General features: G+C 72.3%; 12 protein-coding genes. 9 read left to right on the forward strand and 3 right to left on the reverse strand.

The window, feature by feature from the left end; all coding sequences use genetic code 11:
- Positions 1-5: 5 nt before the first annotated feature.
- Positions 6-1,361, reverse strand: a complete 1,356-nt coding sequence (locus ACWC24_RS04085; RefSeq protein ID WP_450661265.1) for an aminotransferase class III-fold pyridoxal phosphate-dependent enzyme — start codon at positions 1,359-1,361, stop codon at positions 6-8.
- Between the two features lie 219 nt (positions 1,362-1,580).
- On the opposite strand from ACWC24_RS04085, the gene ACWC24_RS04090 reads away from it, so the two are divergent.
- Positions 1,581-3,632 carry a protein kinase domain-containing protein gene (locus ACWC24_RS04090; protein ID WP_450661266.1) on the forward strand — a complete coding sequence of 684 codons (2,052 nt, stop codon included), beginning with the start codon at positions 1,581-1,583 and terminating at the stop codon, positions 3,630-3,632.
- Positions 3,633-3,759: 127 nt separating this feature from the next.
- Positions 3,760-5,286, forward strand: a complete 1,527-nt coding sequence (locus ACWC24_RS04095; RefSeq protein WP_450661267.1) for a substrate-binding domain-containing protein — start codon at positions 3,760-3,762, stop codon at positions 5,284-5,286.
- 34 nt (positions 5,287-5,320) lie between these two features.
- On the opposite strand, the gene ACWC24_RS04100 is transcribed toward ACWC24_RS04095, so the two are convergent.
- A complete protein-coding gene (locus ACWC24_RS04100) occupies positions 5,321-6,067 on the reverse strand; it encodes an SLATT domain-containing protein (RefSeq protein ID WP_450661268.1) in 747 nt (248 codons plus the stop codon).
- A gap of 290 nt (positions 6,068-6,357) precedes the next feature.
- Between ACWC24_RS04100 and ACWC24_RS04105 the strand changes: the two genes are divergently transcribed.
- The 7 genes from ACWC24_RS04105 (at position 6,358) to ACWC24_RS04135 (ending at position 12,898) form a co-directional block, all read left to right on the forward strand.
- A complete protein-coding gene (locus tag ACWC24_RS04105; RefSeq protein ID WP_162468483.1) occupies positions 6,358-6,702 on the forward strand; it encodes a YbaB/EbfC family nucleoid-associated protein in 345 nt (114 codons plus the stop codon).
- 99 nt (positions 6,703-6,801) lie between these two features.
- Positions 6,802-7,401 (forward strand): recombination mediator RecR, encoded by a 600-nt coding sequence (recR, locus tag ACWC24_RS04110; RefSeq protein WP_450661269.1) that lies wholly within the window; start codon positions 6,802-6,804, stop codon positions 7,399-7,401.
- Complete coding sequence (locus tag ACWC24_RS04115) at positions 7,394-8,053, forward strand: DUF5063 domain-containing protein (RefSeq protein ID WP_450661270.1); 660 nt, start codon at positions 7,394-7,396, stop codon at positions 8,051-8,053. The genes recR and ACWC24_RS04115 overlap by 8 nt, the downstream gene beginning before the upstream one ends.
- 262 nt (positions 8,054-8,315) lie before the next feature.
- Positions 8,316-9,590: an aspartate kinase gene (locus ACWC24_RS04120; RefSeq protein ID WP_162468479.1), complete on the forward strand. Its 1,275-nt coding sequence runs from the start codon at positions 8,316-8,318 to the stop codon at positions 9,588-9,590.
- The gene (locus tag ACWC24_RS04125) at positions 9,590-10,657 is read left to right on the forward strand and encodes an aspartate-semialdehyde dehydrogenase (RefSeq protein ID WP_450661271.1); all 1,068 of its coding nucleotides are present in this window, start codon (positions 9,590-9,592) and stop codon (positions 10,655-10,657) included. The genes ACWC24_RS04120 and ACWC24_RS04125 overlap by 1 nt, the downstream gene beginning before the upstream one ends.
- Before the next feature lie 517 nt (positions 10,658-11,174).
- Positions 11,175-11,750 carry a SigE family RNA polymerase sigma factor gene (locus tag ACWC24_RS04130; protein ID WP_450661422.1) on the forward strand — a complete coding sequence of 192 codons (576 nt, stop codon included), beginning with the start codon at positions 11,175-11,177 and terminating at the stop codon, positions 11,748-11,750.
- Positions 11,751-11,866: 116 nt separating this feature from the next.
- Entirely contained in the window at positions 11,867-12,898 is a 1,032-nt protein-coding gene (locus tag ACWC24_RS04135) for a hypothetical protein (protein WP_450661272.1), read from the forward strand.
- Positions 12,899-13,017: 119 nt separating this feature from the next.
- On the opposite strand, the gene ACWC24_RS04140 is transcribed toward ACWC24_RS04135, so the two are convergent.
- Positions 13,018-13,800 (reverse strand): SURF1 family protein, encoded by a 783-nt coding sequence (locus ACWC24_RS04140; RefSeq protein ID WP_450661273.1) that lies wholly within the window; start codon positions 13,798-13,800, stop codon positions 13,018-13,020.
- Between the last annotated feature and the right edge of the window lie 13 nt (positions 13,801-13,813).

The following is a 13,813-nucleotide window of genomic DNA, read 5'->3' on the forward strand; positions in this document are numbered from 1 at the left end:
AGGTGTCACTCCGTGTGTTCGTCGGCCACCGAGAGCGCGGCGTCCAGGGCGGCCAGACCCTCCTTCAGTTCCGCCTCGCTCGCGTTGCACGGCGGCACGAAGTGGGTCCGGTTCATGTTGACGAAGGGCCACACACCGTTCTTCTTCGCGGCGGCGCCGAACGCGGCCATCGGCGCGTTCGCCTCACCGGCCGCGTTGTACGGCACCAGGGGCTCCCGGGTCTCCCGGTTCCTGACCAGGTCGAGCGCCCAGAACATGCCGACACCGCGCACCTCGCCGACGCTCGGGTGCCGCCGCGCCAGCTCCCGCAGCCCCGGTCCGACGACGGACTCGCCCAGCGTCGCCGCGTTCTCGACGACACCCTCCTCGGCCATCACGTTGATCGTCGCGACGGCGGCCGCGCAGGCCAGCGGGTGACCGGAGTACGTCAGACCGCCGGGGTAGGGCCGCCTGGCGAAGGTCTCCGCGATCGCACCGCTGATCGCGACCCCGCCGAGCGGCACGTAACCGGAGTTCACGCCCTTGGCGAAGGTCATCAGGTCCGGCACCACGCCGAACAGGTCGGCCGCGAACCACTCGCCGGTGCGCCCGAACCCGGACATGACCTCGTCCAGGACGAAGACGATCCCGTACTTGTCGCAGAGCTCGCGCACCCCGGCCAGATAGCCCGGCGGCGGCACCATGATCCCGGCCGTGCCCGGAATGCTCTCCAGGATGATCGCGGCGATCGTCGAGGGCCCCTCGAAGGCGATCGTCGTCTCCAGGTGCTCCAGCGCCCGCGCGCACTCCTGCTCCTCGGTCTCGGCGTAGAAGCGGGAGCGGTAGAGGAACGGCGCCCAGAAGTGCACGACCCCGGCCGCGCCGCTGTCGGAGGCCCAGCGGCGCGGGTCGCCGGTGAGGTTGATCGCCTGCTGGGTGCCGCCGTGGTACGAGCGGTACGCCGAGAGCACCTTGGGGCGGCCGGTGTGCAGCCGGGCCATGCGCACGGCGTGCTCCACGGCGTCGGCGCCGCCGTTGGTGAAGAAGATCTTGTCCAGGTCGCCGGGGGTGCGCTCGGCGATCAGCCGGGCCGCCTCCGAGCGGGCCTCGACGGCGAAGGCCGGCGCGAACGTGGACAGGGTCGCGGCCTGTTCCTGGATCGCGGCGACGACCTTCGGGTGCTGGTAGCCGATGTTCGTGAAGACGAGTCCGCTGGTGAGGTCGAGATAGCGGTTGCCGTCGTAGTCCCAGAAGTACGACCCCTGCGCGCCGGCGACGGCGAGCGGGTCGATGAGCTCCTGGGCGGACCAGGAGTGGAAGACGTGCGCGCGGTCCGCGGCCTTCACGGCGGCGCCGGCCTGGGGGTCGGTCTGAGGCGTCATGCCGGCGAGCGTAAATGTCCGCCCCGCGCGGGCGACAGCGGCGTCCTGTCTGCGGACGACCGCTTTTTGCGACAGGTTGTCCACGTGTACCGGCTACCGGGCCGGGCTCCGGGCCCGGTGCGGGCCGACGGCCTGCCGGAGACGGTCCCCGGACGACTCGCCCGGGGACCGGATTATTCTCGCTGCATTGCTCACCTGTGGGGGGAAGGCGGCGCGGTCATGGAGAAGCTGAGGCCCGGGGATCCGCCGCAGATCGGCGCGTACCGGCTGCTGGCGCGGCTCGGGGCCGGCGGGATGGGCCAGGTGTATCTGGCGCGCTCGGACCGGGGGCGGACCGTCGCGGTGAAGCTGGTGCGCCGGGAACTGGCCGAGCAGGAGGTGTTCCGGGCCAGGTTCCGCCAGGAGGTGCAGGCCGCGAGCCGGGTCGGCGGCCACTGGACGGCACCGGTGCTGGACTCGGACACCGAGGCCGCCGTGCCGTGGGTGGCCACGGGTTATGTCGCCGGGCCGAGCCTCCAGCGGGTCGTCGGGCAGGACCACGGGGCCCTGCCGGAGCGTTCGGTGCGTGTCCTCGCCGCCGGGCTCGCCCAGGCGCTCGGGGACATCCACGCGGCCGGGATCGTCCACCGCGACCTCAAGCCGTCCAACGTGCTGGTGACCATAGACGGTCCGCGGGTCATCGACTTCGGGATCGCGCGGGCCCTGGAGACCCCGACCGAGAGCGGGCTGACCCGCACCGGCTCGCTCGTCGGATCACCCGGCTTCATGGCCCCCGAGCAGGTGCGCGGCGACCGGGTCACGCCCGCGTGCGACGTGTTCTGCCTCGGTTCGCTGCTCGCGTACGCCGCGACCGGCGCCCTGCCCTTCGGGCCCGCGGACAGCGGGGTGCACGCCCAGATGTTCCGCATCGCCCAGGAGGAGCCCGACCTGACGGGTGTGCCCGAGGGCATCGCCGAACTCGTCCGCGCCTGTCTGAGGAAGGACCCGGCGGCCCGGCCCTCGCTCGCCACGATCCTGGAGCGGACGGGCGCGCAGGACACCGTCGCGGGCGGCCGCTCCCGCGATCCCTGGCTGCCCGCGGTGCTGGTGGCCCAACTCGGGCGGCACGCGATGCGGTTGCTGGAGACGGAGAACCCCGCGGACGCGGCGCGGCCGGGCGGCGGGGAAGCCCGGGGAGGCGGCGGAGGCGGCGAAGGCCAGGGGAGCCCGGAGGCCCTGGAAGGGGCCGACGCCGCGCAGGGAACCGGAGAGGGGGCCGGCGAGGGGACCACCCCCGCGCGGGGAACCGCTCCCGGCCAGGGACCGGCCTCCGGCCAAAGCTCCGTCCCCGGGCGCACGCCCGCCCCGGAGACCGGCTTCGGGCACACCTCCGCCCCGGAGGCCGCCCCCGAGCACGCGTCCGCCGCGGACGGCGGCTCCCCCGCGGACAAGGGCTCCGGGAGACCGCCCGCCCCGGCCCCGGCACAACGGGCGGACATGTCGGTTCCGGCCCCCGTCCACCCCGCCTACGGCCACCCCCAGCACCCGCAACAGCACCCCGCGCAGCACCCGGCCCACGGCCACCCCGGGCACGGCGCACCCGGACCGCACGGGCCGTACCAGCCCTACGGCGACCCCGGTCCCACCCCCTCGTACAGCCTCCCGCCCGTCGGCGCGACCGTGTTCCATCAGCCCGGCGGCCCTCAGGAGACACAGCCGCGCGACGGCCGCTCCACGGCTCTCCTCGTCGTGATCGCCCTGGTCGTCGCGCTGGCCGCGGGCGGCTCGGTGTTCGCCCTGATGAGCGGGGGCGGGCGTCCCGGCACCGGCCCCACCGCCGCGCCGACCACCGCCCCCGCCTCGGCGCGCCCCACGACCCCCGGCCCGTCCGGGAGCCGCCCGTCGGGTTCGGGGCCGGCCTCCGCGCCGGCCGCCGGCGGAGCCGTTCCCGAGGAGTACCTCGGCACCTGGGCCGCGACGATCGACAGTGCCGCCGGCCCGAACACCCGTCGGCTGACCATCCGGCAGGGCCGGGTGGGCGAGGCGGTCCTCACGCTGGTCGCCGAAGGACCCGCCGGACAGGGCACGTACCACTGCGAGTTCACGGCGCACCTGACCCGGAAGCCGGGCGCGGACGGCCCGTTGGAGATCGGTCCGTCCACCGTGACGTCCGGCGAGCCGCGTGCGTCCTGCTCGCCGGGTGCGGCGACCGAGATCAGCCTGCTGCCGAGCGGCGGCCTGGAACGCGTGAACACCAGCACGGGGGAGTCGCTGACGTACGTCAGAGGGTGAGCAAGTGCCCTGTACCGCAGGCGTAGTTGAACGTACGGCGAACTTCGCGGGCGTGGCCTGGAATGCCCCTTCGCGCGGCCTTACGGTGACCGCACGATTTCGGCTCGGGGCAGCGGGGGCACCCACGGTGGAGTGGCTGAGCGCAGAGAACGTCGTGGCCGTGGGGACGGCGGTCCTCGGCATCGTCGCGTCGGGCGTCATGGTCTGGTACGAGCGCCGGGTGCCGCGTCGCAAGCGGATCGGCTACCGCGTGCAGATGGACAACCCGATCGGCGACGACGTCAGATCGGGCCGGGCCAACCGACGGCTGGGCCTGTTCGACGAGGCCCCGGGGATGACGGACGCCACGCTCGTCCTGCTGCGGATAGAGAACGACGGTTCGCAGAGCATCGCCGACAACGACTACACCGGACGTGAGCTCCACGGCCTGACCGCGGTGTTCACCGAGCGCACCATCCGGGGTGTCTCGGTCACCCAGCCGTCCGGGACCGACCACCTCATGGACCACTTCACCCCGGCCGCCGGGCTCGGCTACGAGGGCAACACCCTGCGCATCCCGCGCGTCCCGCTCAACCGCGGCGACCATTTCAAGCTGCTCGTGCTGCTCTCCGGCGGCGACGTGGGCTGCGAGATCCGGCTCAGCGGCGGCATCCGCGACGGGGAGGTGCACCCCAACCGCAGCGCGACCCCGGACGAGAAGCCGCCACTGTTCAGCCGCGCGGCCCGGACGATCAGCATCATGCTCACGCTCAGCGTGCTGACCCTCGCGGGCATCGTTGTGTCCGGCGACGGGACCCCGCCGCCCATCGGCTGCGCGCACGGCACCCTGACGGTCACCGGCTCGACGGCCTTCGCCCCGGTGCTGAAGGAGGTCGCGCAGAAGTACCAGCAGGAGTGCGAGGGGGCGACGGTGGTGGTCGACGCGCACGGTTCGACGGCGGGCATCCGGGACCTGGCGGCGGCCGGCGAGGACAGCAAGGGCACGCCGTCCCTGATCGCCCTCTCCGACGGGCCCAAGCCCGGCGACATGCCCGAGCTGCGGGAGAACCGGATCGCGGTCTCGGTCTTCGCGCTCGTCGTCAACGACGACGTCCCGCTGAGGAACCTGTCGACGCGGGACGTACGGCGTCTTTACCGCGGCGAGATCACAAACTGGCGCCAGCTCGGCGGGCCGGACCTGGCCGTGCGCATGGTCAGCCGGGACGCCGACTCCGGGACCCGGCAGGTCTTCCAGCGCCGGGTGCTGGGCGGCCGGGGCGAGATCGCGAACTCCTCCGTCGACTGCGTCCACAAGGACGACCGGACGGCCCCGGTGATCCGCTGCGAGCTGGACTCGACGGACCAGGTGCTGTCGACGGTCGCCGACCTGCCCGGCGCGATCGGCTACAGCGAGCTCAACGCGGCCGACCGCGCACCGGGCCTGCACCATGTGGACCTCGACGCCGGCCCGCCGTCCGTCGACGCCATCGAGCACGGCACGAGCGCCTACCCCTACCGGGAGATCGAGTACGCGTACACCTACGGCCGGCCCCCGGCCGACTCGCTGGCGTCGAGCTTCCTGACCTATCTCTCGCGCGGCAACGGCCAGGACGTGATCCGCACGTACGGGCACATCCCGTGCTGGACGCCGGAGGGCATGAAACTCTGCGCGTAGGCCGCCCGCGCACGCGCCTGCCCCGGCCGCCGGTTCAGCGCGGCTCGGGCGGGCGCTGCCGGGGCATGTTCGGCCGGGTCGGGCCCGGCGGCAGGGGGAAGCGGCCCGGTCCGGACCCGTTGTCCTGCCGGGGCACGGAGGCCGTCGCCGACTGGATGGCCAGCGGCGCCGACCCGGTACGGAACTCCACCATCCAGTCGGCGGTCTCCGTACGCACCAGCTCGGTCACGTCCTCCGAGAACCTGCGCAGCACGCCCAGACAGCGTTCGGCGGCCTCGCCGGCGGTGCCCTCAGCCGGTCCCAGCACCTCCCGCACGCTCTCCGAGGCCCAGTCGAACTGGAGCAGCTGGAGCCGCCGCTGGACCGCCTGCGCGGTCGCGACGTCCCTTATCCATCCCGACGTCACCCCGAAGAACCGGTCGACGCCCACGCACGCCCCCGCCAGCAGCAGCGCGAGATACCCCCAGGGCGCCGCGCCGTCGACGACCCCGGTGAAGTCCAGGAAGGGCAGCGCGGCCCCCGAGACCGCCCCGGCCGCGGCACCGGCGCGCAGGCCCCACGCGGCCCGCCGCTTGCCCACCCGGTCGGACAGGTACCAGGCCGCGGTCTCCAGCGCCCCGCGCTCCACCCACCGGTACAGCTCGTCCAGCCGCGCGGCGGGCTCGCCCCAGTCGCCGTGCGGGAACGCCCGCCCGGTCAGATCGCCCGGCCGCAGCCCGGCCGGGCCCTCGCCCCGCCCGTCCTGAGGCGGACCCTCGGGCTGCATCTCCGGCTGGCCCACCAGGCACTCCCTACTGATCCCGTCCGATCACGTTCCGTAACGTACTGACATCCTCACATCGCGCCACCGTGACGTCTGGTGCTGATGCGTCGCATCCTTCCTACCGCCCAATGGGTGGCGAAGAGGCCGGTTTCCATGCTTTTCCGCCTGGAAGAGGGGCTTGATCAGGTATAGGACGGACAATCGTGTCACTCGAAAGAGTGCTGGGGCGATGCCTGCCTGGACCACGTAGGCTCGTGCCAGGCGGGGAGAACCTCGCCCGGACAGCCGTACGAAACCAGGAGCTGATCGTGATTCCCGGTGGTGGCCAGCCCAATATGCAGCAACTGCTCCAGCAGGCCCAGAAGATGCAGCAGGACCTGGCGCGGGCGCAGGAGGAACTGGCGCGGACGGAGGTCGACGGCCAGTCGGGCGGCGGCCTGGTGCGGGCGACCGTGACCGGATCCGGCGAGCTGCGCGCCCTGAAGATCGATCCGAAGGCGGTGGACCCGGACGACACCGAGACCCTCGCCGACCTGGTCGTCGCGGCCGTCCAGGCGGCCAACGAGAACGCGCAGACCCTTCAGCAGCAGAAGCTCGGCCCGCTGGCCCAGGGGCTGGGCGGCGGCAGCGGCATCCCCGGCCTGCCGTTCTGACGTTCGAACCGAGTCGGGCCCGTACCGCCTTCCTCGAACGGGCGACGGCCAACTACGGTACGTACTGAAAGTCCTCGAAGAACCAGGAAGGGCAGTCCGTTGTACGAAGGCGTGGTCCAGGACCTCATCGACGAGCTGGGGCGGCTCCCCGGCGTCGGTCCCAAGAGCGCGCAGCGGATCGCCTTCCACATCCTCCAGGCGGAGCCGACGGACGTCCGCCGGCTCGCGCACGCTCTCCTCGAAGTGAAGGCGAAGGTCAGGTTCTGCGCGACCTGCGGCAACGTGGCGCAGGAGGAGTTGTGCGGGATCTGCCGCGACACCCGCCGCGACGCCACCGTCATCTGTGTCGTCGAGGAGCCCAAGGACGTCGTGGCCATCGAGCGCACCCGTGAGTTCCGCGGCCGCTACCACGTCCTGGGCGGCGCGATCAGCCCGATCGAGGGCGTGGGCCCGGACGACCTGCGGATACGGGAACTCCTGGCCCGCCTGGCCGACGGCGCGGTGACCGAGCTGATCCTGGCCACGGACCCGAATCTCGAGGGCGAGGCGACAGCGACGTATCTCGCCCGCATGATCAAGCCCATGGGCCTGAAGGTCACCCGCCTGGCCAGCGGCCTCCCGGTGGGTGGCGACCTGGAATACGCGGACGAGGTCACCCTCGGCCGCGCCTTCGAGGGGAGACGACTCCTAGATGTCTGACGCCACGCTGCACGCGATCGAACCGAGCCCGGACGACTTCGCGGTCCAGATCGCGGACCAGATCGAGAGCTTCCTGGTAGCCGTCACCGAGGTCGCGAAGGGCGACGAACCGGGCTCGACCGTGCCCTTCCTCCTGCTGGAGGTCTCCCAGCTGCTGCTGGCGGGCGGCCGGCTCGGCGCGCACGAGGACATCGTCCCCGACGAGCGCTACGAGCCCGACTCGGGCCCGGAGCCGGACGTGGACGACCTGCGCGAGAACCTGGCCCGGCTGCTGGACCCGATCGACGTCTACTCGGAGGTCTTCGACCCCTACGAGCCCCGCAAGGCGCCGGTCCCCGCCCGGATCTCCGACGACCTCGCGAACGTCATCACCGACCTGCGCCACGGCATGGCCCACTACCGCGCGGGCCGCACCACGGAGGCCCTCTGGTGGTGGCAGTTCTCCTACTTCTCCAACTGGGGCTCGACGGCCTCGGCGACGCTCAGGGCGCTGCACTCGCTGCTGGCCCACATCCGGCTGGACCAGCCCCTGGAGGAGCTGGACGGTCTGGACACGGACATGGACGTGAGCGACGACGCGCTGGAGATCGAGGCCGGCCGGGTCATGGCGGAGGAGATCGCGGGCCCGCTCGGGCTCGGACCGGTCTCCTAGGGCGTCGGGGCGGGGTCCCCGGCCCCGGGATCCCGGCTCCTGCCCGGGCGGGTGCCCGGACGTCTCTGCAAGCCGGATCACAGTCCCGCGCCGGTGTGTCACGGGTGTCAGCGGGCAGGGAGTCCCCGGGTACGAGCGAGCGGCCGGACATCTCACCATGCGATACCGCGGAGGTGAAATTCGGGCGCTCGTTAGACTGAGCCGACCCGCAGTACACCGGCGTATGTGCGGGAAATCAGACAAAACTGAGCGAGGAGCGCACGTGGGCCTTGTCGTGCAGAAGTACGGAGGCTCCTCCGTAGCCGATGCCGAGGGCATCAAGCGCGTCGCCAAGCGAATCGTGGAAGCGAAGAAGAACGGCCACCAGGTGGTCGTCGTCGTTTCCGCGATGGGCGACACGACGGACGAGCTGATCGATCTCGCCGAGCAGGTATCCCCGATGCCTGCCGGGCGTGAGTTCGACATGCTGCTGACCGCCGGAGAGCGTATCTCCATGGCACTGCTGGCCATGGCGATCAAAAACCTGGGCCACGAGGCCCAGTCGTTCACCGGCAGCCAGGCAGGCGTCATCACCGACTCGGTCCACAACAAAGCCCGGATCATCGACGTCACGCCGGGCCGGATCCGCACCGCGCTGGACGAGGGCAACATCGCCATCGTCGCCGGCTTCCAGGGTGTCAGCCAGGACAAGAAGGACATCACCACGCTCGGTCGCGGTGGTTCCGACACCACGGCCGTGGCCCTGGCCGCCGCCCTCGACGCCGAGGTCTGCGAGATCTACACCGACGTCGACGGCGTGTTCACCGCCGACCCGCGGGTGGTGAAGAAGGCGAAGAAGATCGACTGGATCTCCTTCGAGGACATGCTGGAGCTCGCCGCGTCCGGCTCCAAGGTGCTGCTCCACCGCTGTGTGGAGTACGCCCGCCGCTACAACATCCCGATCCATGTGCGCTCGTCCTTCTCGGGACTTCAGGGCACCTGGGTCAGCAACGAGCCGAAGCAAGGGGACAAGAAGGTGGAGCAGGCCATCATCTCCGGTGTCGCGCACGACACCTCCGAGGCCAAGATCACGGTCGTCGGGGTACCGGACAAGCCGGGCGAGGCCGCCGCGATCTTCCGCACCATCGCCGACGCCCAGGTCAACATCGACATGGTCGTGCAGAACGTGTCCGCCGCCGCCACCGGCCTGACGGACATCTCCTTCACCCTGCCGAAGACCGAGGGCCGCAAGGCCATCGACGCCCTGGAGCGCAACCGGTCGGGCATCGGCTTCGACTCGCTGCGCTACGACGACCAGATCGGCAAGATCTCTCTCGTCGGCGCGGGGATGAAGACCAACCCGGGTGTCACGGCGTCCTTCTTCGAGGCGCTGTCCGACGCGGGGGTGAACATCGAGCTGATCTCCACCTCCGAGATCCGCATCTCGGTCGTCACGCGCGCCGACGACGTGCCGGAGGCCGTCCGCGCGGTGCACACCGCCTTCGGTCTGGACTCCGACAGCGACGAGGCCGTCGTCTACGGAGGCACCGGCCGCTGATGACCGCAACCGGTCGCTCCGGACGGCCGGCGCTGGCGGTCGTGGGAGCGACCGGCGCCGTCGGCACCGTCATGCTCCAGATCCTGTCCCAGCACGCGGACATCTGGGGCGAGATCCGTCTGATCGCCTCGCCGCGCTCGGCCGGCCGCAAGCTGGCCGTGCGCGGTGAGCAGGTCGAGGTGGTGGCCCTGTCGGAGGAGGCCTTCGACGGGATCGACGTCGCCATGTTCGACGTGCCCGACGAGGTCGCCGCGCACTGGGCCCCGATCGCCGCCGCCAGGGGCGTGGTGGTCGTGGACAACTCCGCCGCCTTCCGGATGGATCCCGAGGTGCCGCTCGTGGTGCCCGAGGTCAACGCGCACCGGGCGCGGGTGCGGCCGCGCGGGATCGTCGCCAGCCCGAACTGCACGACCCTGTCCATGATCGTGGCGCTGGGCGCGCTGCACGCCGAGTTCGGGCTGCGCGCGCTGGCCGTCTCCTCGTACCAGGCGGTGAGCGGCGCCGGCCGGGCGGGCGTCGAGACCCTGCGGCGGCAGCTCTCCCTGGTCGTCGGCACCGAGCTGGGGTCCGGCCCCGGTGACGTGCGCCGGGCCGTCGGGGACGACACCGGCCCCTTCCCCGAACCGGTGGCCCTCAACGTCGTGCCGTGGGTCGGCTCGCTGCGCGCGGACGGCTGGTCGTCGGAGGAGATGAAGGTGCGGGACGAGTCCCGCAGGATCCTCGGACTGCCGGAGCTGCCCGTGGCGGTGACGTGCGTACAGGTCCCGGTGGTGACCACGCACTCGCTCACCGTGCACGCCCGCTTCGAGCGCGAGGTGACCGTCGGGCGGGCCCGCGAGATCCTCGCCACAGCACCCGGGGTCGTCCTGTACGACGACCCGGGCGCCGGCGAGTTCCCGACGCCCGCCGACGTGGTCGGCACGGATCCGACCTGGGTCGGCCGGGTGCGCCGGTCGCTGGACGACCCCACCGCGCTGGAACTGTTCGTGTGCGGGGACAACCTGCGCAAGGGCGCCGCGCTCAACACCGCGCAGATCGCCGAACTGGTGGCGGCCGAGCTCGGCTGAGCCCGTCGGTCGCGGCCGAGCCTGTCGGCCGCCGGGGAAAAATGCCTGGCGGCGGCCTTCTTCTTTGTACTATCCATGTGTCGCGTGTGCGGTACGTGTGAGGCGAGTGGGGTGGACCAGTGGTCCGGACCACTGGAATCATGAGGCCCGCACGACCGAAGATTTTCTCCCCGTTCTCCGCAACCGCGCCGAGGGCGGGGAGCGTCTTTGCGGTCGCCCTTCCGGGTGTGGGGGCGTGTGTGATCCAGGCGTGGGGACACCGTGGCGCGGGAGTGGGGACGCCCGCGTATGGACATAGGGGAAGAGCGGGACGCATGAGGGCAATCGAGGCAACGTTCGTTGTGCTGCCTGACGCGAGACCGTCGGCCGGCAGGGCCGACGCAAAAGTGACGCCCGGCACGTACAACCCTCACCGGGGGAAGCGTGTCCAACTGGCGTGGCAGAGGTACTCGAACTCACAGCGGCGCCCCGCAGCATCGTGCTGCGCCCGCCCCGACCGCCGCGCATGCCCGGCGGCATGCCGGTGATCTCTCCCGTGCCCGCAGCGCGGCCCACCCGCATCCCGAGCCAGCGCGACGGCGCCGACGACTCCGTGGCGGCCGGCACCACCGTCGACCACCTCACCGAGACCTACCGCACCCACTACCGCTCGCTGCTCGGACTCGCGGCGCTCCTGCTCGACGACACCGCCTCCTGCGAGGACGTCGTCCAGGAGGCGTTCATCCGCGTCCACTCGGCCCGCAAGCGCGTGCGCGATCCGGAGAAGACCCTCGCCTATCTGCGTCAGACGGTCGTCAACCTCTCCCGCTCCGCGCTGCGCCGGCGCATCCTCGGCCTCAAGCTGCTCTCCAAGCCGATGCCGGACATGGCGAGCGCCGAGGAAGGGGCCTACGACCAGCTCGAGCGCGACTCCCTGATCAAGGCGATGAAGGGCCTCCAGCGCCGTCAGCGCGAGGTCCTGGTGCTGCGCTACTTCGCGGACATGACCGAGGCCCAGGTCGCCGAGGCGCTCGGCATATCGCTGGGTTCGGTGAAGGCGTACGGGTCCCGTGGCATCGCGGCCCTGCGCGTCGCCATGGAGGCGACGGCGTGAGGGAAGAAGCCGAGGGCAGGGACTCCCATGAGCGGCACGAGCCGTACGCGTGGCACGAGCCGATGACGTCGCCGCACGAACAAGGATCGAAGCAATCGCACGCTGGGAACGGAACCGTGAACCACAGCCCTGACGAAAAGAGCCCGGCCGGGCTCGACTCGGGCGAGCTGGCGCTCCGCAGCCTGCTGCACGAAGCCGTCCGGGACATCGAGCCGCGCGACGGCACGCTGGACCACCTGCGGCGCGCGGTACCGGCCCGCAGGGCGCGCAAGCGGCAGGCAGCCGTCGGCATGGCGGCCGCCGCCCTCTTCGTCGGCACCGCCATCCCGGCCCTGCTGCACGTCTCCTACTCCGGCGGTTCCGACGCCGACCCGTCGATCGCGGCCGACAGCTCCCAGGCGCAGGGCGCCACCTCGGGCAAGGGCCCGGACGGCGGCTCCAGCATCTCCGGCGGGGCCGGCGGCAAGACCTCCGGCACCGGCCAGGCCGGCACCGAGAACACCGGCCAGAGCAAGGACCCCGGCACCGCCACCGCGTCCGCCGACCCCTCGGCCACCGATACGCAGAGCGTCCCCGCCTGCACGGCCGACCAGCTCGGCTCCAGCAGCGCGACCGCCGACGTCCCCGACTCGGCCGGCGTCGTCTACGGCACCTACCGGATCGCCAACGTCTCCACCAAGGGCTGCACGGTCGGCGGGCCCGGCACCTTCGCCACCCTCGCCCAGGGGGCCGCGGACGTCACCAGGATCACCGTCGTGGAACATGCCGCGGGCGACGCGGCGGCCGGGCTGCCCGACCCGTCGCTCTACGTCCCCCAGCTCACCATCGCGCCCGGCTCCGCCTACGAGGTGAAGTTCGCCTGGGTGCCCTCCGCGACCTGTCCCACCACCGGCGCGGGCAGCGGCACCGACAGCGGCGGCACCACCCCCGCCCCGAGCCCGAGCCCGAGCGGAGCGAGCGCCGCGTCGGGCTCCACCACCGGCGGCGACACCGGTACGGTCGCCCAGACGATCCGGGCGGACGGCACGGCCGACGGCAGTGTGGTCGTCTCGTACACCCCGGAGACGGGCTCGCCGACGGCTTCGGTGACGGTGTCCAACGCCTGCGCGGGCACGGTCTACCGGACGGGCGTGCTGGCGGCGTCGTAACGGCGACGGCCACGACGACGGTCCCGGACGCGGGATCCGGTGCCGTCCAGGGCCGGGCGGTCCCGGCGCGGGATCCGGTGACGACGGGGCCGTCGGGGAACTCCTCGGCGGCGGCCCGGTCAGACGACCGCCGGCTGCTCCCCCTCGGGCAGCAGCCCCAGCTCCGCGTCCCGCGCGAACTCCACCTCGCGGCGCAGCAGCCGGAACCACATGAAGACCACGAAGCCGGCGAACACGAACCACTCGCCGGTGTAGCCGAGGTTCTGGAACGCCTTCAGATCCAGCCCGGTGTCCGCCGCGGCGGCCGCGGGCACGGCCTTCATCCCCGAGTCCCCCCGGTCCAGCGTGACCCAGGCGTCGTACACGTCGTACGGCACGAGGTTCACCAGGGACGCCGCGCTGATCGCCGCCGTCTGCCCGGCCGGCAGTCCGCCGCGCGCGCTGACGCCGTTGTCCCCCGGGGTCTCGGAGGCCTGGAGCGCGCCGGTGACGGTGACCTCGCCGGCCGGCGGGGCCGGGGCCTTCGCCGGGTCGGCACTGCCCGGCAGCCAGCCGCGGACGACGGGCAGGGCCTTGCCGTCGTCCGTGCGCAGCAGCGTCAGCACGTAGAAGCCGTCGTGGCCGTCCAGCTCACGGCCGGGGACCAGCAGCTGCCTGCCGTACCGGCCGGTCGCGGTGACCCGGTCGCCGGACGTCTCCTTGTCCACGGGCAGCAGCTCGGCCAGCGGCCGGGCCGCCTTCGCGCGGTCGGCCGTGGCCTGCGCGCCCGCCTCGCGGTGGTCGGCCACGCGGGACTCGAACCGGCTCAGCTGCCAGGAGCCCATGAAGACGCAGAAGGGGATGGCCAGCAGGACGAAGAGGTTGATCCCCCACCAGCGGGGCGTCAGCAGGAACCGGTACACACCGACCACGGTA

The sequence above is a fragment of the Streptomyces sp. NPDC001443 genome (genome assembly GCF_053597355.1).